Source organism: Stenotrophomonas maltophilia, assembly GCF_006970445.1.
Lineage (GTDB): Bacteria > Pseudomonadota > Gammaproteobacteria > Xanthomonadales > Xanthomonadaceae > Stenotrophomonas > Stenotrophomonas maltophilia_AU.
Genome location: NZ_CP033877.1, coordinates 1,958,679 through 1,978,074 on the forward strand (window position 1 = coordinate 1,958,679; position 19,396 = coordinate 1,978,074).

Annotated in this window: 18 protein-coding genes; 15 read left to right on the forward strand and 3 right to left on the reverse strand. The window is 68.0% G+C overall.

Translation table 11 applies throughout. The annotated features are described in order from the left end of the window. The first annotated feature begins 64 nt into the window (after positions 1 to 64). The 5 genes from EGM71_RS09135 (at position 65) to EGM71_RS09155 (ending at position 6,213) form a co-directional block, all read left to right on the forward strand. The gene (locus tag EGM71_RS09135) at positions 65 to 3,175 is read left to right on the forward strand and encodes a response regulator (RefSeq protein ID WP_188489321.1); all 3,111 of its coding nucleotides are present in this window, start codon (positions 65 to 67) and stop codon (positions 3,173 to 3,175) included. After that, positions 3,172 to 3,996, forward strand: coding sequence for a CheR family methyltransferase (locus EGM71_RS09140; protein ID WP_188489323.1), 825 nt, complete (start codon positions 3,172 to 3,174; stop codon positions 3,994 to 3,996). The genes EGM71_RS09135 and EGM71_RS09140 overlap by 4 nt, the downstream gene beginning before the upstream one ends. Beyond that, complete coding sequence (locus EGM71_RS09145) at positions 3,996 to 4,571, forward strand: chemotaxis protein CheB (protein ID WP_188489325.1); 576 nt, start codon at positions 3,996 to 3,998, stop codon at positions 4,569 to 4,571. The genes EGM71_RS09140 and EGM71_RS09145 overlap by 1 nt, the downstream gene beginning before the upstream one ends. Beyond that, positions 4,568 to 5,701 (forward strand): hybrid sensor histidine kinase/response regulator, encoded by a 1,134-nt coding sequence (locus tag EGM71_RS09150; RefSeq protein ID WP_188489327.1) that lies wholly within the window; start codon positions 4,568 to 4,570, stop codon positions 5,699 to 5,701. Before EGM71_RS09145 ends, EGM71_RS09150 begins: the two co-directional genes overlap by 4 nt. An 83-nt stretch (positions 5,702 to 5,784) precedes the next feature. Next, positions 5,785 to 6,213 (forward strand): BLUF domain-containing protein, encoded by a 429-nt coding sequence (locus EGM71_RS09155; protein WP_188489328.1) that lies wholly within the window; start codon positions 5,785 to 5,787, stop codon positions 6,211 to 6,213. A gap of 3 nt (positions 6,214 to 6,216) precedes the next feature. On the opposite strand, the gene EGM71_RS09160 is transcribed toward EGM71_RS09155, so the two are convergent. Continuing rightward, positions 6,217 to 6,540 carry an ArsR/SmtB family transcription factor gene (locus tag EGM71_RS09160; RefSeq protein WP_188489330.1) on the reverse strand — a complete coding sequence of 108 codons (324 nt, stop codon included), beginning with the start codon at positions 6,538 to 6,540 and terminating at the stop codon, positions 6,217 to 6,219. A gap of 86 nt (positions 6,541 to 6,626) precedes the next feature. Here EGM71_RS09160 and EGM71_RS09165 point away from each other — a divergent pair, with 86 nt between their 5' ends. The 3 genes from EGM71_RS09165 to EGM71_RS09175 all read left to right on the forward strand — a co-directional run bounded on the left by EGM71_RS09165 (position 6,627) and on the right by EGM71_RS09175 (position 8,594). After that, positions 6,627 to 7,064: a YeeE/YedE family protein gene (locus EGM71_RS09165; RefSeq protein WP_188489332.1), complete on the forward strand. Its 438-nt coding sequence runs from the start codon at positions 6,627 to 6,629 to the stop codon at positions 7,062 to 7,064. Further along, positions 7,061 to 7,474 (forward strand): DUF6691 family protein, encoded by a 414-nt coding sequence (locus EGM71_RS09170; RefSeq protein ID WP_188489334.1) that lies wholly within the window; start codon positions 7,061 to 7,063, stop codon positions 7,472 to 7,474. The genes EGM71_RS09165 and EGM71_RS09170 overlap by 4 nt, the downstream gene beginning before the upstream one ends. 67 nt (positions 7,475 to 7,541) lie before the next feature. Then, positions 7,542 to 8,594 (forward strand): linear amide C-N hydrolase, encoded by a 1,053-nt coding sequence (locus EGM71_RS09175; RefSeq protein WP_188489336.1) that lies wholly within the window; start codon positions 7,542 to 7,544, stop codon positions 8,592 to 8,594. Here the strand turns inward: EGM71_RS09175 and EGM71_RS09180 are convergent. Then, entirely contained in the window at positions 8,591 to 9,397 is an 807-nt protein-coding gene (locus EGM71_RS09180; protein ID WP_223224560.1) for a DUF6491 family protein, read from the reverse strand. The two genes, EGM71_RS09175 and EGM71_RS09180, sit on opposite strands and share 4 nt — an antisense overlap. Before the next feature lie 103 nt (positions 9,398 to 9,500). Here EGM71_RS09180 and EGM71_RS09185 point away from each other — a divergent pair, with 103 nt between their 5' ends. The 5 genes from EGM71_RS09185 (at position 9,501) to thrC (ending at position 16,359) form a co-directional block, all read left to right on the forward strand. Continuing rightward, positions 9,501 to 10,199, forward strand: coding sequence for a helix-turn-helix transcriptional regulator (locus EGM71_RS09185; RefSeq protein WP_188489340.1), 699 nt, complete (start codon positions 9,501 to 9,503; stop codon positions 10,197 to 10,199). 120 nt (positions 10,200 to 10,319) lie between these two features. After that, a complete protein-coding gene (locus EGM71_RS09190) occupies positions 10,320 to 11,270 on the forward strand; it encodes a DMT family transporter (RefSeq protein WP_188489342.1) in 951 nt (316 codons plus the stop codon). Positions 11,271 to 11,627: 357 nt separating this feature from the next. Beyond that, on the forward strand, positions 11,628 to 14,132 hold the full coding sequence (gene thrA, locus EGM71_RS09195) for a bifunctional aspartate kinase/homoserine dehydrogenase I (protein WP_188489344.1): 2,505 nt from the start codon (positions 11,628 to 11,630) through the stop codon (positions 14,130 to 14,132). Beyond that, a complete protein-coding gene (locus EGM71_RS09200; RefSeq protein WP_188489346.1) occupies positions 14,129 to 15,043 on the forward strand; it encodes a homoserine kinase in 915 nt (304 codons plus the stop codon). Before thrA ends, EGM71_RS09200 begins: the two co-directional genes overlap by 4 nt. 29 nt (positions 15,044 to 15,072) lie before the next feature. After that, positions 15,073 to 16,359 (forward strand): threonine synthase, encoded by a 1,287-nt coding sequence (gene thrC / locus EGM71_RS09205; RefSeq protein WP_188489348.1) that lies wholly within the window; start codon positions 15,073 to 15,075, stop codon positions 16,357 to 16,359. A gap of 153 nt (positions 16,360 to 16,512) precedes the next feature. Here the strand turns inward: thrC and EGM71_RS09210 are convergent, their stop codons facing one another. Next, positions 16,513 to 17,265, reverse strand: coding sequence for a Crp/Fnr family transcriptional regulator (locus tag EGM71_RS09210; protein ID WP_188489350.1), 753 nt, complete (start codon positions 17,263 to 17,265; stop codon positions 16,513 to 16,515). A gap of 127 nt (positions 17,266 to 17,392) precedes the next feature. On the opposite strand from EGM71_RS09210, the gene hisS reads away from it, so the two are divergent. Together hisS and EGM71_RS09220 are read left to right on the forward strand one after the other, a co-directional pair. Then, the gene (hisS, locus tag EGM71_RS09215) at positions 17,393 to 18,790 is read left to right on the forward strand and encodes a histidine--tRNA ligase (RefSeq protein ID WP_188489352.1); all 1,398 of its coding nucleotides are present in this window, start codon (positions 17,393 to 17,395) and stop codon (positions 18,788 to 18,790) included. Positions 18,791 to 18,816: 26 nt separating this feature from the next. Then, the gene (locus EGM71_RS09220; RefSeq protein WP_223224561.1) at positions 18,817 to 19,083 is read left to right on the forward strand and encodes a hypothetical protein; all 267 of its coding nucleotides are present in this window, start codon (positions 18,817 to 18,819) and stop codon (positions 19,081 to 19,083) included. Positions 19,084 to 19,396: the final 313 nt, after the last annotated feature.

Genomic DNA, 19,396 nt, shown 5'->3' on the forward strand with positions numbered 1-19,396 from the left:
CCTGTGCGGCTGAATACGACAGGGAGTACCATCACCCACCCTTTGTCTTCTGGAACCGACCTGCATGCGTCCTGGTGCCACTACGCGTGACCGCTGGATCTGGATGACCTCTGCCGTGCTGCTGGCGGCGACCATCGCGCTGGAACTGGTGGTGCCGCTGGGATACGCGGTCTGGCTGGCCTATTTCCTGGCCGTGGGCGTCACGGTGTTCCAGCGCAGTGCGCGTGCGCCGTTCGTGGTCGCGATGATCGCCTGTGTCCTGCTGGTGATCGGCTTCAACGTGGCGCCAGCCAGCAACAACTCGTCGTTCTCGTTCGTCAACCGCACCATCGGTGGCTGCGCCTTCCTAATGATCGCGCTGATCGTCTCGCGCGCGATCCAGGCCCGGCGCCAGGCGATGCGCGCGCTCTGGCTGCAGGAGGCCGAGAACGCGGTGGCGATGAGCCTGCGCGGTGACCTCGGGCCGGAGCAGATTGCCGAAGCGTCGGCAGCAAGTCTTGCTGGCCAGCTGGATGCCGACGTCGGGGCGGTCTATCGCCTGGAAGGCGGGCGGTTGCAGTTGACCGGCGGCATGGCGCTGCCCTCTGGCACGCCAGCGTCGCTGGCCCTGCAGGAGGGACTGGCCGGGCAGGTGGCGCGTGACGAGCGGATCCGCCACCTGTATGGCGATGACGCCGCCGTACTCGACCTGCAGACCAGCCTGGGGCGTGTGCCGGTGCGCGAGCGCATCCTGGCGCCGATCAGCAGCGACGGCGCCGTGGTCGGTGTGATTGAACTGGGCCGCGCGCGCATCGGCGCGCAGCGCGACCTCGACGACGAACTGCTGGAGCGCTGCACCGAAACGATCGGCATGGCGCTGCGCGCCTCGCTGCTGCGCGCGCAGCTGGTGGTATTGCTGGAAGAATCGCAGCGCCAGGGCGAGGAGCTGCAGGCCCAGCAGGAAGAACTGCGCGTGGCCAACGAGGAACTGGAAGAGCAGAGCCGCAGCCTGATGCAGTCCCAAGGACACCTGGAGCAGCAGCAGGCCGAGCTGGAACAGAGCAACGTGCAGCTGGAAGAGCGCACCCACGAGCTGGAAGCGCAGAAGCAGGCACTGCTGGTCGCGCAGAGCCAGCTGGTACGCAACAGCAACGAGCTGGCTGCCACCTCGCGCTACAAGTCCGAATTCCTGGCCAACATGTCGCACGAGCTGCGCACGCCGCTGAACAGTTCGTTGATCCTGGCCAAGCTGCTGGCCGACAACAAGGACGGCACGCTCACCGCGGAGCAGGTGAAGTACGCACGCGCGATCCTGTCGTCCAACAACGATCTGCTGGCCCTGATCAACGACATCCTGGACCTGTCGCGCATCGAGGCCGGCCATGTCGAGCTGGCCGACGAAGTCGTGGTGGTGGACAGCGTGCTGCAGCGCCTGCGCGAGACCTTCGAGCCGATGGCGCGGCAGAAGGGCCTGGCCCTGCAGATCGAGGCCGATACCCTGGCACCGAGCCAGCTGGTCGCCGACAACCAGCGCCTGCAGCAGATCCTGAAGAACCTGCTGGCCAATGCACTGAAATTCACCGAACACGGCAAGGTCAGCCTGCACGTGCGTGCGGGCGGCAACGGCCGTGTCCGCTTCGAGGTCTGCGATACCGGTATCGGCATCGCCCGAGAGCAGCTGCAGGTGATCTTCGAGGCCTTCCGGCAGGCCGACGGCAGCACCCGCCGCCGCTACGGTGGCACCGGCCTGGGCCTGTCGATCTCGCGCGACCTGGCCGAGCGTATGGGCGGTGGCATCCAGGTCGACAGTGAGCCGGGCCGTGGTAGCTGCTTCATCCTGGAGCTGCCGCTGCAGGGGGCGCCTGCGCTTGAATCCAACGAGGCGCCCGCGGCTGGCATCGTGGCGCCAGTGGTCGCGCCTGTGCATGTGCCGGTGCCCGCAGCTCAGGTTCCGGTCAGTGCGTCCGGCGCGATCGCGGCAGCAGCCAGCGTGGCCGATGATCGTGGCCGGCGCCAGCGTGCGGGCCGGCTGATCCTGGCCGTGGAGGACGACGCCACCTTCGCCGAAGCGCTGGTGGTGCTGGCCCACGAGCTGGACTTCGACTGCGTGGTGGCCAGCACGGCGGAAGAAGCACTGGCACTGGCCAGCGAGCTGCGGCCGAACGGCATCCTGCTCGATATCGGCCTGCCCGATGTGTCCGGCCTGAGCGTGCTGGAGCGCCTGAAGCGCAATCCGGACACCCGCCACATCCCGGTGCACGTGGTTTCGGCGATGGAACGCGGCCAGGTCGCACGCGAGCTGGGCGCGATCGGCTTCGCGATCAAGCCGACCACGCGCGAGCGGCTGGTGACGGCCATCGAGCAGCTGGAACAGACCAGCCAGCGCGACATGCGGCGCCTGTTGATCGTCGAGGACGACAGCGAGCTGCGCCACAACCTGGAGCTGCTGCTGGGCCGCGAGCAGCTGCAGATCGTTGCGGTGGGCACGCTGGCCGGCGCGCTGGAGCAGCTCAGCACGGTCACCTTCGACTGCATGGTGATGGACCTGTCGCTGCCCGATGGCAGTGGCTACGACCTGCTCGAGCACATGGCCGGCAACGATGACGTCGGCTTCCCGCCGGTGATCGTCTACACCGGCCGCGCGCTCGGTCGCGAGGAAGAGCAGCGCCTGCGCCGCTATTCCAAGAGCATCATCATCAAGGGCGCGCGTTCGCCCGAACGCCTGCTGGACGAAGTGACCCTGTTCCTGCACAGCGTCGAGGCCAACCTGCCGAGCGACCAGCAGCGCCTGCTGCGCGAGGCACGCCGCCGCGACACCGTGCTCGATGGCCGTACCGTACTGCTGGCCGAAGACGATGTGCGCAACATCTTCGCGCTGTCCAGCGTGCTCGAACCGCTCGGTGTCACGCTGGAGATCGCGCGCAATGGCCAGGAAGCGGTGGATCGCCTGGCCGAACGCGAGGTCGACCTGGTGCTGATGGACATCATGATGCCGGAGAAGGACGGCCTGGCCGCGATGCGCGAGATCCGCGCGCAGCGCCACCTGCAGGATCTGCCGATCATCGCGCTGACCGCCAAGGCCATGCCGGACGACCGTGAGCGTTGCCTGCAGGCCGGTGCCAACGATTACATCGCCAAGCCCATCGATGTCGACAAGCTGGTCTCGCTGTGCCGTGTCTGGTGCTCGCGGCAATGAACGAACAGGCGCTGTTCGACCTGGAACTGAAAGTGCTGCTGGAAGCGCTGTACCAGCGCTACCACTACGATTTCCGCAGCTACGCGGTGTCGTCGCTGCGGCGGCGCATCCGCCAGGCCATGCAGCGCTATGAGTGCGAGCGGCTGGCCGACCTGCAGCACCGCCTGCTGCACGAGCCGGACCTGTTCGCGCAGGCAATGCAGTTCTTCACCGTGCAGGTGTCGGAAATGTTCCGTGACCCTGCCTACTTCCGCGAGCTGCGCGAGCAGGTGGTGCCGGTACTGCGCACCTATCCGTCGGTGAAGCTGTGGGTGGCCGGTTGCAGTACGGGCGAGGAAGTGTGGTCGCTGGCGATCCTGCTGCACGAGGAAGGCCTGCTCGAGCGCAGCATCGTCTATGCCACCGACATCAATCCGGCAGCGCTGGCCACCGCCGAGGCCGGCGCCTATGGCATCGACCGGATGGCCCAGTTCAGCCGCAACTATCTGGCCGCTGGTGGCACGGCGTCGCTGTCCGACTACTACGCAACGGCCTATGATGGCGCAGTGTTCGATCGCCAGCTGCGCCGCAACGTGGTGTTCGCCGACCACAGCCTGGCCACCGATACCGTGTTCTCCGAAGTGCACCTGGTGTCGTGCCGCAACGTGCTGATCTATTTCAACCGCGACCTGCAGGATCGCGCGGTAGGCCTGTTCCGCGAAGCGCTGGTGCATCGCGGCTTCCTTGGCCTGGGCAGCAAGGAGTCGCTGCAGTTCGGACGCCACCACGGTGCGTTCGATGTCTGCTCACGTGAGCATCGCCTGTACCGGAAAGTGGCCTGATGAGCGTGCCGACACGCCCGGCCATACTGGTGATCGGCGCCTCTGCGGGTGGGGTCGCCGCGCTGCAGGCGGTACTCGGTGCGCTGCCTGCGGCACTGCCGGCGCCGGTGCTGGCAGTGCTGCACCTGCCGCGCGACCGCAGCAGCCGCATCGCCGAAGTGCTGGCGCCGTACTGCGCGCTGCCGGTGCGCGAGGCCGAGGACAAGCAGCCGCTGCAGCGTGGCACGGTGACCTTTGCGCCACCGGACTATCACCTGCTGGTGGAAGACGCCGGTTCGCTGGCGTTGTCGGTGGATGCACCGGTGCTGTTTTCGCGCCCGGCGATCGATCCGCTGTTCGAGTCGGCCGCGGCCGTGTTCGGCGCGCAGGTGCTGGCCCTGCTGCTGACCGGTGCCAGCAGCGACGGTAGTGAAGGGGTGGCCGCGGTGCGTGCCGCCGGCGGCCGCGCCTGGCTGCAATGTCCCGAGGAGGCCGAGGCATCGATGATGCCGGCCTCCGCCCTGCAGCACGCTGGCGCCGATGCCGTGCTGCCCCTCGAATTGATGTGCCGTCGCCTGAAGGAGTTGTTTGCATGAACCTGCTGCCACCGGACCCTGCGCAGTCGCAGACCCCGGTCAACCTGCTGATCGTCGATGACGTGCCGCAGAACCTGGTGGCCATGCAGGCGCTGCTGCAGCGCGAGGGCGTGAACCTGCTGCTGGCGGGCTCGGGCGCACACGCGCTGGAGTTGTTGCTGGAGCATGAGGTGGCGCTGGCCCTGCTGGACGTGCACATGCCGGAGATCGATGGCTTCACCCTGGCCGAGCTGATGCGCGGTTCGCATCGCAGTCGGGATGTGCCGATCATCTTCCTGACCGCCTCGCCGGACGATCCGCTGCGCGCGTTCAAGGGCTACGAAACCGGCGCGGTCGACTTCCTGCACAAGCCGGTGGCGCCGCAGGTGATCCTGAGCAAGGTCAACGTCTTCATCGAGCTCTACCAGCAGCGCCAGCTGCTGAAGGCGCGCAACGAGGCGCTGGAGCGTTCGCTCAAGCTCAACGAGACGATGGCGGCCGTGCTCACCCACGATCTGCGCACGCCGCTGTCGGCGATCCTGCTGTGCGCCGACAAGCTGGCGCTGGAGCTTCCTGCGGACAATACCGGTGCGCAGCAGACCCTGAAGTACCTGGAAGCCAGCACCCTGCGCATGGCGCGCATGGTCGAGCAGCTGCTGGACTTTTCGCGGATCCGCAGCGGTGGCCTGCGCCTGCAGGCCAGTGCCTGTGATCTTGCGGAGGTCACGCGTGCGGTGGTGGCCGAGGCGGGCAGTGCCCACGGCCACGCACGGGTGCATCTCGACACGCTGGGCGATACCCGCCTGCAGGGCGATCTGGATCGGCTGGGCCAGGTCGCCGCGAACCTGGTCGGCAACGCGCTCACCCATGGCAGCGAGGCGAGGGTGGAGGTGGACGGCCGTGATCCGCGCAGCGTGCTGCTGCGGGTGAGCAATGCCGGACGGATCGACGACGCGCTGCTGCCGCGCCTGTTCGAGCCGTTCAAGGCCAGCTTCCACCCCAGCAATGGCCTGGGGCTGGGCCTGTACATCGTCGATCAGTTCGTTCGCGCCCATGGAGGGCGTATCGGCGCGCGCAACGAAGCAGGGCAGGTGGTGTTCGAGGCGACGTTGCCGCGGCGCGGTGAAAGCCCGGGAAACGCGGCAAACTGAATTCTTCAGCAAGCGTGCCGTGGATCTGAGACGGGCTCGTCCGCAACTGCTACCGTGGCGACACATATTGTCAAGGAAGCACCATGCCACTGCGTGCGATCGCCTATGTCAGCCGGGCGCTGCCGGATCTTTCCGCTGAACGGCTGCAGGCGCTGGTCGACGATGCGGCCCGTTTCAACAAGATGGCCGGCGTGACCGGTGTGCTGCTGCACGACGGCGGGCGTTTCCTGCAGTACATCGAAGGGCCGCCGGATGGCATCGATTCGGTCTACGAACGCATCCTGCAGGCCGGCAGCCATATCGACATCATCGAACTGGCGCGTGGCCGCCTCGGCCAGCGCCAGTTTCCATATTGGTCGATGCGCGCGTTGCCGGTGGAGGAGGCGTTGCTGCGCCAGCTGTCATCCAGTGACTGGTCGGGTTTCACCCGTGCCCTGCAGGGCGATCGCTCCGCGCCGACGCCGGTGGATCTGCTCGACAACGTCGTGCAGCCGGCACTGCACGCCGGCTGAGGGTCAACGCGCGGTGCCGCCGCCGCAGTAGGCGGCATGCAGCGCCTGCAATACGCCCAGTGCGGGCCCCTCAAGCACGCGGTAGTGGATGGCCTGCGCTTCGCGCCGGGTCGCCACGATATCCAGTTCGCGCAGCACGGCCAGATGCTGCGAGAGCGCCGATGCGCTCAATCCGGTCAGTGCCTGCAGCTCCGGTACCGGCGCTTCGCCTTCGACCAGGCGGCACAGCACGCGCAGGCGGGCAGGATGGGCCAGGCGCTTGAGCAGCGCAGCAGCCTGTGCGGCGTGCTCGGCCATCGCGGCGCTGTCGAGCGGGGTGCTGGGCATGGTTGACCTTTTTGTTTAGAAGTGTCTAATTTAGATAAATCTAAATAAAAGGGCAATCCCATGAATGGCGTGAATGAGGGCAGGGCATGAACCTGCCTTGGACTGCGGTGGCTGGCGGGGCGCTGATCGGCGCCGCCGCAGTGCTGTTGCTCACCACCCTCGGCCGCGTGGCCGGTATCAGCGGGATCGCCGCAGGCAGCCTGCGCGCAGCGAAAGGCGAGCGCGGATGGCGCTGGGCCTTCCTGTCTGGCCTGCTTGCAGCAGCCGGGCTGGTGCTGTGGTGGCAGTCGCTGCCCGACGCGTCGCCGCGGGTACTGCTGCGCGACGCCTTGCCTGCCTGGCAGTTGGTTGGCGCCGGCCTGCTGGTGGGCTTCGGCACCCGCTTGGGCAGTGGCTGTACCAGTGGCCACGGCGTCTGTGGCATGGCGCGGGGCTCGAAACGATCGCTGCTGGCGGTGCTGGTGTTCATGGCCTGCGCGATGCTGACCACTTTCCTCATCCGCCACGGCGGAGGCCTGGCGTGAGCCGGGCGACCTGGGCGGCAGGCGCGGCGGGGGCGCTGTTCGGCGCAGGGTTGGCGCTGGCCGGGATGACCGACCCACGGCGCATCCTCGGTTTTCTCGATGTGGCCGGCGACTTCGATCCAACCCTGGCCTGGGTGCTGGCCTCGGCGCTGCTGGTCAGCGCGGTGGGGCAGCGCTGGGTACTGCGCCGCGCACAACCGCTGTGTGCGACGCGCTTCCAGTTGCCGACTGCACGCGGCATCGATGGCCGGCTGTTGCTGGGCGCTGCGTTGTTCGGGATGGGTTGGGGCTGGGCGGGTTACTGCCCGGGGCCAGCCATTGCCGGCTTGGCCGTGGCCTCGCGTGAGGCGCTGTGGTTCGTACCAGCGATGCTTGCAGGTTTCTGGCTGCACGATCGCGTCGTACGCTGAGGCTTCACCCCTGTGTCACCCTGCGTGCGGTCACATCCATGGATCACGGGGAAAGGAGCACAACGACATGGTACGGATGAAGTGGACGGGCAAGGCAATGCTGGCGGTCGCCCTGGCTGCCGCGGTGGCACCGGCGCTGGCCTGCACGCGCGCGGTGTACCTGGGCGACAACGGCGATGTCATCACCGCGCGCTCGATGGACTGGAAGGTCGACGTGGCGACCAACCTCTACGTGCTCCCGCGCGGCATCGCGCGCACCGGGCAGGCCGGGCCGAAGTCGCTGGCCTGGACCGCGCGCTATGGTTCGGTGGTGGCCACCGGCTACGACGTATCGACGACCGATGGCATGAACGAGAAAGGCCTGGTGGCCAACCTGCTGTGGCTGGTCGAATCGGAGTATCCACAGCAGCGCGGCAACAAGCCGGGCCTGGCCATCTCGTTGTGGGCACAGTACGTGCTGGACAACTTCGCTACCGTAGACGAGGCGGTCGCCGCGCTGAAGCGCGAGCCGTACTCGATCGTCACCGACAAGGTGCCGGGTGAGGACCGCCAGGCCACGCTGCACCTGTCGCTGTCCGATGCCAGCGGCGACAGCGCCATCGTCGAGTACATCGGCGGCCGCCAGGTGATCCACCATGACCGGCGCTACCAGGTGATGACCAACTCGCCGATCTTCGAGCAGCAGCTGGCACTCAACAGCTACTGGCAGCAGATCGGTGGCACGGTGATGCTGCCGGGTACCAACCGCTCGTCCGACCGCTTCGCGCGTGCGTCGTTCTACATCAACGCCATTCCCAAGGCCGAGGATCCGGTGGAAGCGCTGGCCAGCGTGTTCAGCGTGATCCGCAATGCGTCGGTGCCGTACGGCATCACCACGCCGGGCGAGCCGAACATCTCATCGACGCGCTGGCGCACGGTGGCTGACCACAAGCGGCGGTTGTACTTCTTCGAATCGGCGCTGACCCCCAATACCTTCTGGGTCGATCTGAACAAGGTCGATTTCGGCGGCCAGGTGCTCAAGCTCGATCTCGGCCCGGACCAGCGCAATACCTTCTCTGGTGATGCACTGGGCCACTTCGTACCCAGCGCACCGTTCGCCTTCCTCGGCGTCGACGGCTAGCGCGAGGCCTGGTCGGGCACGTCTTTCGGATAGACCGCCAGCACGCTGCAGCCCGGGCGGGCGAAGCGCGGCGTGCTGGCGCGCATGTCGCCGGGGATCCCGGACGGCGTCTCCACGATGCGATCGCCCGGGTTGCCACAGATCAGGCCGTTCTGGAACCCCGACTGGAATTCCACCGAGGTGGCCCCGGCCAGGATCGAGCAGCTGCCGGCCAATTCGACGCGGTAGTAGCGGTTGCCGCCATTGCGGCGCGGATTGGTCTCCACCACCACGCCCTGGGGATCCTCGTTCCAGCTGCGCACGTGGCGGGTGGCGAAGCAGAACGCCGGCGAGGCCTGGAAGGTGTGGCGAGGGCTGTTGCTGCCACGGCTGGGCTTGCCCGTGGCGGTCACGTTCACCCGCGGCAGGGTGGCCGCATACAGGCGGCTACTCTGGCGCGCGGTGCTGGCGAACTCGCGGTTGTCGATCGGAGTGACACTGCCGACGCCACAGCGGCGGCCATCCACCACCACCTGCTCGCTGGGACGGCCGCAGGCCCAGCCTGAAGGTGCCTCCAGTCGCAGTGCGCTGGCTTCGTTGACGCCCGGGCAGGCTGCGTTGAAATCGATGCGGTAGGCCTGGCCCTTGCCGTCACGGACCGCGATGGCGGTCGGCGTCTCCTGCTCGACCTGGCGTACGTCACGTGCGTCCAGGCAGTGCGGTGCGGGTGCGATGCGCTCGGCGGCCGGTGGCGTGGCCGGGGCCAGGGCCTGAGCGGCCAGGGGAAAGACGCTGGCCAGTGCCAGCGGAAGCAATCGGATCATGCTGTTCATCCTGCCATCCCTGCGTCTGGAACCGTCTGGAACATAGCATGGCCGGCGCCGGGGCCGCGTTGCAGGGAAATGTCAGCACGCGCACACTCGTCATATGGGCGCGATCTTCCACCTGCGGCACTACGGCCAGGCCACCGGCCTGGACCGCCACGACTATGCGCAGTGGGTGCTGCCGCTGCAGGGCGAATTGCAGTTCGAGATGGAGGGGCGCGGTGGGCGCCTGGATCTGCTGCAGGGTGCGTTCGTTGCAGCTGGCGAAGCGCATGACCAGATGGCTGACGGCCCCAATGGTTTCGTGATTGTCGATTGCGCCCCCGGTGTGCTCGATGACGGCACCCAGGAGCATCTGTGTCGCCAGCGATGGCTGCATCTGCCGCTGGCGCTGCGCCAGTGCCTGGCTCAGGTGCGTGAGGGCCAACCATTGCCGGCCCTGCTGCCGCAGCTGCTCCAGGCGTTTGCGCCGGCGGGCAGCGGCGCGCGCATGCAGGGCCTGTGCGCGGCGGTGCAGGCCAATCCCGGGCAGGCGTGGCCGGTCGCGCGCATGGCCGGCTTTGTCGGTGTCAGCGAGAGCCGGTTGCACGCGTTGTTCCAGCGCGAGTTCGGGCTGAGCCCACAGGCCTGGCTCAGTGCGTGCCGCTTGCGTTGGGCCAAGCACCAGCTGCGCACCAGCGCGGCGCCGATCAGCGACATCGCGCTGGCTGCAGGTTATTCCGAGCAGAGCGCATTGACCCGTGCGCTGCGCCGCGAATGTGGCCAGACCCCCGCTGCGTGGCGCAGGACCGGCGGACTGTAGCGTCGAGCCCATGCCCGGCGTCCCACGCGCGCGGCCGGTCAGGGCAGTAGCCTCGGTCAAGAGTCCCGCGCTGGCCAGCGCTTACACTGCGCGGCCCGTTCTCTCCCCCGAAGAACCCGAATGCGCAACAACCCGATGGCCCTGGGCATCGCCAACGGCGTTGCCGCCGGCGCGCTGTGGGGCGTGGTCTTTCTCGCGCCCGCCGTGCTGCAGTCGTTCAATGCGCTGCAGCTGTCCGCCGGCCGCTACCTGGTCTATGGCCTGATTGCGGTAGCCCTGCTGCTGCCACGTTGGAAGCGGCTGGCACCGCGGCTGGGCCGCGCTGAATGGATCGGCCTGCTGTGGCTGAGCCTGGCCGGCAACCTGGTGTACTTCCTGCTGCTGGCCACCGCCGTGCAATGGGCAGGCGGTGCCGCCGCGTCGCTGATCGTTGGCCTGATTCCGGTGGTGGTCACCCTGGTCGGTGTGCGCGAGCAGGGCGCGGTGCCGTTGAAGCAGCTGCTGCCAGCGCTGGGCCTGTGTGTGCTGGGGGTCGCCCTGGTCGGCTGGGAAGCGCTGATGTCCGAGCATCTGGCCACGCCGTGGCGGCAACGCGTGATCGGACTGGCGTGCGCGTTTGGTGCGCTGTTCTCGTGGGCGCTGTACTCGATCGGCAACAGCCGCTGGCTGGCGCGCAGGCCGGATCTGTCCAGCCATGACTGGTCGCTGCTGACCGGTGTCACCACCGGCGGCCTGGCCCTGCTGCTGGTGCCGATGGCCTTCATCGGCCACACCGGCAGCCACACGACGACACAGTGGGGTGGATTCTGGGCGATCAGCGCGGGCGTGGCAGTGGTGGCCTCGATCCTCGGCAACGCGTTCTGGAACCGCGCCAGCCGCCTGCTGCCGCTGACCCTGACCGGCCAGATGATCGTGTTCGAGACCCTGTTCGCTTTGCTGTACGCGTTTGCCTGGCAGCGACGCTGGCCTTCGCTGCTGGAAGCGCTGGCGATCGTGTTCCTGGTGGCCGGCGTGATGCTGTGCGCGCATGCCCATCGTACGCCACGGGCGATCGCCGAACATGCCGGCTGAATGCGGTCGTCAAGCGTGCTGATGCCGGCTTGGTCTCAGTTGCAACCAAATGCCGGCATGTTGGCCGATGATCGCGGCAGTGGATTTTTGCATCGCAGCACTTGACAGCGGCCGGGCGCACAGTGTTTTCTGTGCGCCATGGTCCTTGATGCCGCCCACGCCAGCCTGATCGCCCCCGCCACTGCGGGTCGTTCGACTGCGCCGGTCGCCACCACCGCCATTACCACCACCACCGTCACCACTGCCCTGGTGCGGCCCGTCGTCTTCGTGTAACTCCCGAAAACCACGGCCCCGCACCATACAGGTGGCGGGGAAACTCGACACCTGCATGCGACGGGGCCTCCTACCGAGGTCTGCATGTCTTCCCACGCCCCCGCCCATTCCGTTGCCCCGGCCGACCTGGCTGCACCGTCCACTGTCGTGCACAAGTTCGGCGGCACCTCGGTGGCCGATGCCGAACGCTATCGCCATGTTGCCGGCCTGTTGCTGGCCCGTCCCGAATCGCTGCAGGTCACCGTCGTCTCGGCGATGAAGGGCGTCACCGACGCGTTGATCGAACTGGCCCAGTTGGCGGCCAAGGGCGATGAAGGCTGGCGTGAGGCCTGGCATGCCCTGCGCGCGCGACATCGCGGCGCTGCCGTGGCGCTGTTGGGCGAGCAGGTGGGCGAGACGGTCGAATGGATCGATGCCCGCTTCGATCAGTTGGCCGAAGTGCTGGCCGCGCTGGCGGTGATCGGCGAGCTGCCGCGCGAGGTGCTGGACCGCGTGCAGGGGCTGGGCGAAGTGTTCTCCGCGCAGCTGCTCGGTACCCACCTGCGGGCCCTGGGCGAAGACTGTGCGGTGCTCGACGCACGCGAGGTGCTGGTGGTCGGGCATGGCGAACTGGGCGTGGATGTCGACTGGGAGGCCAGTGCCGATCGCCTGGCCAAGTGGCGCCTGCAGCATCCGCAGTCGCGCCTGGTGGCCACCGGGTTCGTCGCACGTGATCGCAATGACCGCATCACCACGCTCGGCCGCAACGGCAGCGACTACTCCGGTGCGATCTTTGCTGCGCTGTTCAATGCCGATGAACTGCACATCTGGACCGACGTCGACGGCGTGCTGTCGGCCGACCCGCGGCTGGTGCCCGAAGCCGTGCAGCTCGAATCGCTCAGCTACGACGAGGCCTGCGAACTGGCGTACTTCGGCGCCAAGGTGGTGCACCCGCAGACCATGTCGCCGGCGATCCGCCTGGGCCTGCCGATCTTCATCCGCAATACGTTCCAACCGGCGCATCCGGGTACGCGCATCAGTGCCGAGCGCTCGCCGCGCGGGCCGGTGAAGGGCCTGACCCTGAGCCCCGGACTGGCCCTGCTGAACCTGGAGGGCACCGGCCTTATCGGCGTGCCGGGTACTGCCGAGCGCGTATTTGCCGCCCTGCGCCAGGCGCAGGTGTCAGTGGTGATGATCTCGCAGGGGTCATCGGAACATTCGATCTGCTGCGTGGTGCGTGCTGCCGAAGCCGGCCGTGGCCGCGAGGCGCTGTTGCACGCGTTCGCGCACGAGTTGTCGGTGGGCCAGGTGCAGCGCGTGCAGGTCAGTGACGGCGTCAGCGTGCTGGCGGCGGTGGGTGACGGCATGGCTGGGCAGCCGGGCGTGGCCGCACGCCTGTTCGAGGCACTGGGGCGCGCACAGGTGAACATCCTGGCGATCGCGCAGGGCTCGTCCGAGCGCAACATCTCGGTCGCGGTGGACAGTGCCGATGCCACCCGTGCGCTGCGCGCTGCGCATGCCGGCTTCTGGCTGTCGCCGCAGACCTTCGCGGTCGGCGTGATCGGGCCGGGCAACGTGGGTGCCGCACTGCTGGACCAGTTGCTGGCCGCCCGCCCGCAGCTGCTGGCCAAGGCCAACGTCGACCTGCGCCTGCGCGCGCTGGCTTCGCGTTCGCGCATGCGCCTGGATGCAGATGGCCTGCACGCCGACTGGCGCGAAGCGCTGCAGCAAGCAGGTGAGTCCAGTGATCTGGATCGCTTCACCGATCACCTGCTGGCCGCGCACCTGCCGCATGCGGTGGTGATCGACTGCAGTGGCAGTGCCGAGGTGGCTGAGCGCTATGAGGGCTGGCTGGCAGCCGGCATCCACGTGGTCACTCCGAACAAGCAGGCTGGCGCCGGCCCGCTGCCACGCTACCAGCGCATCCGCGCCGCGGCGGCGGCCAGTGGTGCGCGCTTCCGCTACGAGGCCACGGTGGGCGCGGGCCTGCCGGTGATCACCACGCTGCGCGATCTGGTTGATACCGGTGACGAGGTGCTGGCCATCGAGGGCATCTTCTCCGGCACGCTGGCCTGGCTGTTCAACCGTTTCGATGGCAGCCAGCCGTTCTCCGCGCTGGTGGCGCAGGCGCGGTCGATGGGCTACACCGAGCCGGACCCGCGCGATGATCTGTCCGGCGTGGATGTCGCGCGCAAGCTGGTGATCCTGGCCCGTGAGGCCGGCCACGCACTCAGCCTGGAGCAGGTGCAGGTGGAAAGTCTGGTGCCGGCGCTGCTGCGCGATGGCAGCGTGGACGACTTCATGGCGCGGCTGGGCGAGTCCGACGCCAGTCTGCTGCAGCGCCTGAAGGACGCGCGGGCGCGTGGCGCGGTGCTGCGCTACGTGGCACAGCTGGGCGCCGACGGCGCCTCGGTAGGCCTGCAGGAACTGCCAGCCGACCACGCCTTCGCCAACCTGCGGCTGACCGATAACGTGGTGCAGTTCCGCACCCGTCGCTACTGCGACAACCCGCTGGTGGTGCAGGGTCCGGGTGCAGGACCGGAAGTGACGGCGGCGGGCGTGTTCGCTGACCTGCTGCGGGTGGCCGCTGGCGAAGGAGCGCGGCTGTGATCGCACGTGCGTTCGCGCCCGCGTCGGTGGCCAACGTGGCGGTCGGCTTCGACATTCTTGGCCATACCATTGCAGGCGTTGGCGATACCGTGAGCGTGCGCCGCATCGACGAGCCGCTGGTGCGCATCGAGGCGATCCGTGGCAGTGCCGTCGCGCTGCCTCTGGATGCGGCTGGAAACACCGCGGGTGCGGCGTTGATGTCGCTGCGCGCAGGGTTGGCCCTGGACTTCGGCTTCTCGGTGGAGATCGACAAGGGCATTCCATTCGGTTCCGGCATGGGCGGTTCGGCCGCGTCGAGTGTCGCGGCGCTGGTCGCCGCCAATGCGCTGCTGCAGGCCCCGCTGCCGCGCGAGGCGCTGTACCCGTACGCGCTGGATGGCGAGGCGGTGGCCAGTGGTGGCCGTCACGGTGACAACGTCGGCCCGCTGCTGCTGGGTGGCTTGGCGTTGTGTACGGCCGATCGCCTGTTGCCGATCCCGGTGCCTGCCAGCTGGCACAGCCTGCTGGTGCATCCGCACGCGGTGCTGGAAACGCGCCGTGCCCGCCAGGCCCTGCAGGGCAGTTATGCGCTGGGTGAGTTCGTGGCACAGAGCGCGAACCTCGCGCTGGTGCTCAGTGGCTGCCATCGCAGTGACGCGGCGCTGGTACGCGCGGGCCTGCGCGATGTGCTGGTCGAACCGCGACGGGCCGGCCTGATTGCCGGCTTCGAGGCTGCGCGCGATGCGGCGCTGTCGTCCCATGCAATGGGCGCGGGCATCTCCGGCGCCGGACCCAGCGTGTTCGCCTGGTTCGAGGATGCCGACCAGGCGCGTGCCGCCGCGGCGCCGGTGCAGGCAGCGTTCGCTGCGGTCGGCTTCGACAGTGACGCCTGGGTATCGCCGCTGGACGCACCGGGAGCCCGCTTGTGCTGAATCTTTCCCCTTTACTGGATGCCGAACCCATGCAATTTGTTTCGACCCGCGGCCAGTCTCCAGCCGTTGGCCTCAGCGCGGCGATCGCCGCCGGATTGGCGCCCGATGGCGGGCTGTATGTTCCCGTGCTTCTGCCGGCCGCCCGCGAACTGCAGGCTGGGCCGACCCTGGCCGATACCGCCGCCGATCTGCTGGCACCGTTCTTCGCTGGTGATGCACTTGAGGCTGCGCTTCCGGCGATCTGCCGCGAAGCGTTCGACTTCCCGGTGCCGCTGCGTGCGCTCGGCGATGGTGACCACGTGCTGGAGCTGTTCCATGGGCCGACCGCAGCGTTCAAGGATATCGGCGCGCGCTTCCTGGCCGGTACGCTGTCGCGGCTGCAGGCCGGCGAGGACCGCGATCTGACGATCGTCGTCGCCACCTCCGGCGATACGGGGGCTGCAGTGGCGGCGGCGTTCCATCGCCAGCCCGGCGTACGCGTGGTGGTGCTGTATCCGGATGGCCGCGTGTCACCGCGCCAGGCGCATCAGCTCGGCTGTTTCGGCGACAACATCCAGGCGCTGCGCGTGGCCGGTGCCTTCGACGACTGCCAGGCCATGGTCAAGCAGGCGCTGGCTGACCGCGAACTGCAGGCACAGGTGCCGCTTAGCTCGGCCAACAGCATCAGCCTCGGTCGCTTGCTGCCGCAGATGAGTTACTACGCACATGCGGCATTGACTCATTACGCGGTGCATCGCCGCCGGCTCAACCTGGTGGTGCCGACCGGCAATCTTGGCAACGCGATGGCGGCGGTGCTGGCGCGCGCGCTGGGTGTGCCGATCGGTCAGATCGTGCTGGCCACCAATGCCAATGCCGTGCTGCCGGCGTACTTCAATGGCGGCGACTACCAGCCGCAGGCAAGTGTGGCGACGGTGGCCAATGCAATGGATGTGGGTACGCCAAGCAACTTCGAACGCCTGCGCTGGCTTTACCACGGAGATGATGCAGAGCTGCGCGCGGCATTCCGCGCGTTCGCGGTGGATGACGTGACCATCCGCGCAACGATTGCGGCAGCGCATGCCAGCAGCGGCGAACTGTTCTGCCCGCACACGGCGACAGCGGTGAAGGTGCTGCAGGACCTGCGGGTGCGCGGTGCCAAGGGCGACTGGGCGGTGGTGGCCACTGCGCATCCGGCCAAGTTCGAGGCCGTGGTCGAGCCATTGATCGGTGGCCCGGTGGCGGTGCCGCCGGCGCTGGGCGCGCTGCTGCAGCGGCCGGCGCACGCCGAACCACTGGCTGCCGATTACGCGGCGTTGCGTGAGGTGTTGCTGCGCTGACCGGAGATGGACGGGGTTGCCGGCCAGCGGCCGGCACTACCGGGGGATGCAGCACGGATCGGGCATGGTGCCGGCCAGCGACCGGCACTACCGGAGAGATACATCACAGGTAGTGCCGGCCGCTGGCCGGCAACCCCATGGACCGCGATGCGGTCAGATCAATCCTTCACCGGCCAACGTGCGCAGCCCGTCCTCGTCGAGGATCTCCACCACGTTCAGGTGGGGCAGGGCAATCAGCCCCTGCTGGCGCAGCTTGGTGAAGGTGCGGCTGACCGTTTCCATGGTCAGGCCCAGATGGTCGGCGATATCGCCGCGGCCCATCGGCAGCGATACCCGCAGGCCGTCGCCACCCAGCTTGGCCTCGCGTGCAGCCAGGCGCAGCAGGAAATCGGCCAGCTTTTCGGCCGGCTGCAGGCGTGCCAGTGCCAGCGCAGCATCCTGTGCGGCGTCCAGTTCCTGGCAGGCACGTTGCAGCAGCTTGCGCTCCAGGTGCGGGAAGCGGCTGCGCAACGCCTTCATCTGTGGCAGCGCGACGCGGCATACGCGGCTGTCGGCGATGGCCTCGATGTCGTAGCGATGGTGGTCGCTGCCGCTCAGGCCCAGGTAGTCGCCGGGCAGCACGAAGCCGTTGATCTGGCGCCGGCCGTCGGCCAGGGTGCGCACCAGGCGCAGCGCTCCGCCGGTCAATGTATAGACATGCTGGCGTTCCTCGCCGGTGCGGGCCAGGGTGCTGCCCATCGTCACCTGCTGCGAAACGGTGACCTGTTCCAGCGCCTGCACTTCATCGGGCGACAGCGCCGAGCACACCGCAAGGTGGCGAACCGAGCAGTGCAGGCAGTCCAGCGTGGTGCAGGACGGCGAGGCGGGATCGTTGGTGGCGGGCGGAGCGCCGGAAGGCCGGGACATGTTGCGTGGGCGTATCGCGGGCGGGGGAGGGCCTTATGATACTTCAAGCGGCCGTTCGACCCTGCCCGAGGCGGGGGCGCTAGAATGTCGCCCCCTCCCACGTCCCGTTCCAGCAGGAGTTTCGCCCGTGATCAAGCCCCGTACCCCGCCCGGCACCCTTGAGCTGCTGCCGCGCGAGCAGATTGCGTTCCAGCGCATGCTGGACGTCATCCGCCGCAACTACGAGCGCTTCGGGTTCCTGCCGGTGGAGACGCCGGTGTTCGAGCTGTCCGATGTACTGCTGACCAAGTCTGGCGGCGAGACCGAGCGCCAGGTGTATTTCGTGCAGTCCACCGGCGCACTGGCCAACGCGGCCGAGTCGGGCGATCGTTCGCTGCCGGAAATGGCGTTGCGCTTCGACCTGACCGTGCCGCTGGCACGCTACGTGGCCGAGCACGAACACGAACTGACCTTCCCGTTCCGTCGCTACCAGATGCAGCGCGTCTACCGTGGCGAGCGTGCCCAGCGCGGCCGTTTCCGCGAGTTCTACCAGTGCGACATCGACGTGATCGGCAAGGACAGCCTGAGCGTGCGTTACGACGCCGAAGTGCTGGCGGTCATCCACGCGGTGTTCTCGGAGCTGCGCATTGGTGATTTCAGCATCCAGCTGAACAACCGCAAGCTGCTGCGCGGCTTCTTCGAGAGCCTGGGCGTGGCCGAAGGCGAGCGCCAGCTGGCGGTGCTGCGCGAAGTGGACAAGCTGGACAAGCGTGGCGCCGATTACGTGCGCGAGACGCTGGTGGGCGAGGGCTTCAACATCCCGGCCGAACAGGTCGAGAAGATCCTGGCGTTCGTGGCCGTGCGTTCGCAGGGCCACGCCGATGCGCTGGCGCAGCTGGCCACGCTTGAAGCCGACGCGGGTTCTTCGGAGGTCCTGCGTACTGGCGTGGCGGAACTGCGCGAAGTGTTGCAGCTGGTGCAGGCGCTGGGCGTGCCGGAAACCGCGTACTGCCTGAATTTCTCCATTGCGCGCGGCCTGGACTACTACACCGGCACCGTCTACGAGACCACGCTGACCGATCACCCGCAGATCGGCTCGATCTGCTCGGGCGGCCGCTACGAAGACCTGGCCAGCCACTACAGCAAGTCCAGGCTGCCGGGCGTCGGCATTTCCATCGGCCTGTCGCGCCTGTTCTGGCAGCTGCGCGAAGCCGGCCTGATCGATGGCATCGAGGGCAGCAGCGTGCAGGCGCTGGTGGCACTGATGGACGAGCAGGGCATGCCGCAGTCGCTGGATATCGCGCGCCGCCTGCGTGCCGGTGGCATCAACACCGAAGTGCAGATGGAGCCGAAGAAGATCGGCAAGCAGTTCCAGTACGCGGCCAAGGCGGGCATCCGCTTCGTGGTGCTGGCCGGTGAGGACGAGCTGGCACGCGGCGTGGTGGCGGTGAAGGACCTGCTGCGGGAGCAGCAGTTCGAAGTCTCCCGCGACGAGCTGGCCAGCACCCTGCAGGTGGAGCTGGAGCAGTCCAAGGCGATGGCGTGATGCGGGCCGCCGCAGGGGCGCTTTGCGTGCTCCTGCTGGCGGGCTGCCAGAGCGACCCGGCGCTGCACAGTGCACGGATAGGGCCGGCACAGTACCGGCTGCAGGTCGATCGCTGCCACGTGATCGATCGCGCGCAGCTGGAGGGCGACCTGCAGGCCCTGGCCTCGCGGACGTGTCCGGCGGGCGCAGGGGCGTTGCAGAACATCCAGTCCCTGCCAAGCCGGCAGGGCAGCCTGTTCGGCGAATGCCTGCGGCGCGGGGCGCTGCAGGCCGAGGTGCGCTGTCTGCCCTGAGTCGGCCAGGTTGTTGATTTGAAAGAAGAACGCCCGCCCTTTGGTGGGCGTTTCGCGTTTCCGGACGAAGCGCAGTCGAGCGTGGCTCGTCTCTACAAAAGCTGTTCTCGATCACTTTCCCAGCGAGATTCAGCAGATCGCGGTCAACTGTCGAAGGCGGGGAGGGTCCGGTGGCAGGGGTGTGAGCCGCATGGGCCCGAGGCATGCCTCGGGCGGGTTGGGCAGGACGCCCAACCCCGGCCTTGCCGTGTGCGCAGGATTGCGCACACGAGCAAGCGGCGACCAAGCCCCCACGGATGGGTTTACGGCGTCC

Coding starts and splice junctions, on each gene's coding strand:
- thrC (WP_188489348.1), top strand. CDS start 15,073: ATGCAATTTGTTTCGACCCGCGGCCAGTCTCCAGCCGTTGGCCTCAGC.
- EGM71_RS09165 (WP_188489332.1), top strand. CDS start 6,627: ATGAACCTGCCTTGGACTGCGGTGGCTGGCGGGGCGCTGATCGGCGCC.
- EGM71_RS09155 (WP_188489328.1), top strand. CDS start 5,785: ATGCCACTGCGTGCGATCGCCTATGTCAGCCGGGCGCTGCCGGATCTT.
- EGM71_RS09210 (WP_188489350.1), bottom strand. CDS start 17,265: ATGTCCCGGCCTTCCGGCGCTCCGCCCGCCACCAACGATCCCGCCTCG.
- EGM71_RS09175 (WP_188489336.1), top strand. CDS start 7,542: ATGGTACGGATGAAGTGGACGGGCAAGGCAATGCTGGCGGTCGCCCTG.
- EGM71_RS09150 (WP_188489327.1), top strand. CDS start 4,568: ATGAACCTGCTGCCACCGGACCCTGCGCAGTCGCAGACCCCGGTCAAC.
- EGM71_RS09160 (WP_188489330.1), bottom strand. CDS start 6,540: ATGCCCAGCACCCCGCTCGACAGCGCCGCGATGGCCGAGCACGCCGCA.
- EGM71_RS09180 (WP_223224560.1), bottom strand. CDS start 9,397: ATGATCCGATTGCTTCCGCTGGCACTGGCCAGCGTCTTTCCCCTGGCC.
- thrA (WP_188489344.1), top strand. CDS start 11,628: ATGTCTTCCCACGCCCCCGCCCATTCCGTTGCCCCGGCCGACCTGGCT.
- EGM71_RS09185 (WP_188489340.1), top strand. CDS start 9,501: ATGGGCGCGATCTTCCACCTGCGGCACTACGGCCAGGCCACCGGCCTG.
- EGM71_RS09135 (WP_188489321.1), top strand. CDS start 65: ATGCGTCCTGGTGCCACTACGCGTGACCGCTGGATCTGGATGACCTCT.
- EGM71_RS09190 (WP_188489342.1), top strand. CDS start 10,320: ATGCGCAACAACCCGATGGCCCTGGGCATCGCCAACGGCGTTGCCGCC.
- EGM71_RS09145 (WP_188489325.1), top strand. CDS start 3,996: ATGAGCGTGCCGACACGCCCGGCCATACTGGTGATCGGCGCCTCTGCG.
- EGM71_RS09140 (WP_188489323.1), top strand. CDS start 3,172: ATGAACGAACAGGCGCTGTTCGACCTGGAACTGAAAGTGCTGCTGGAA.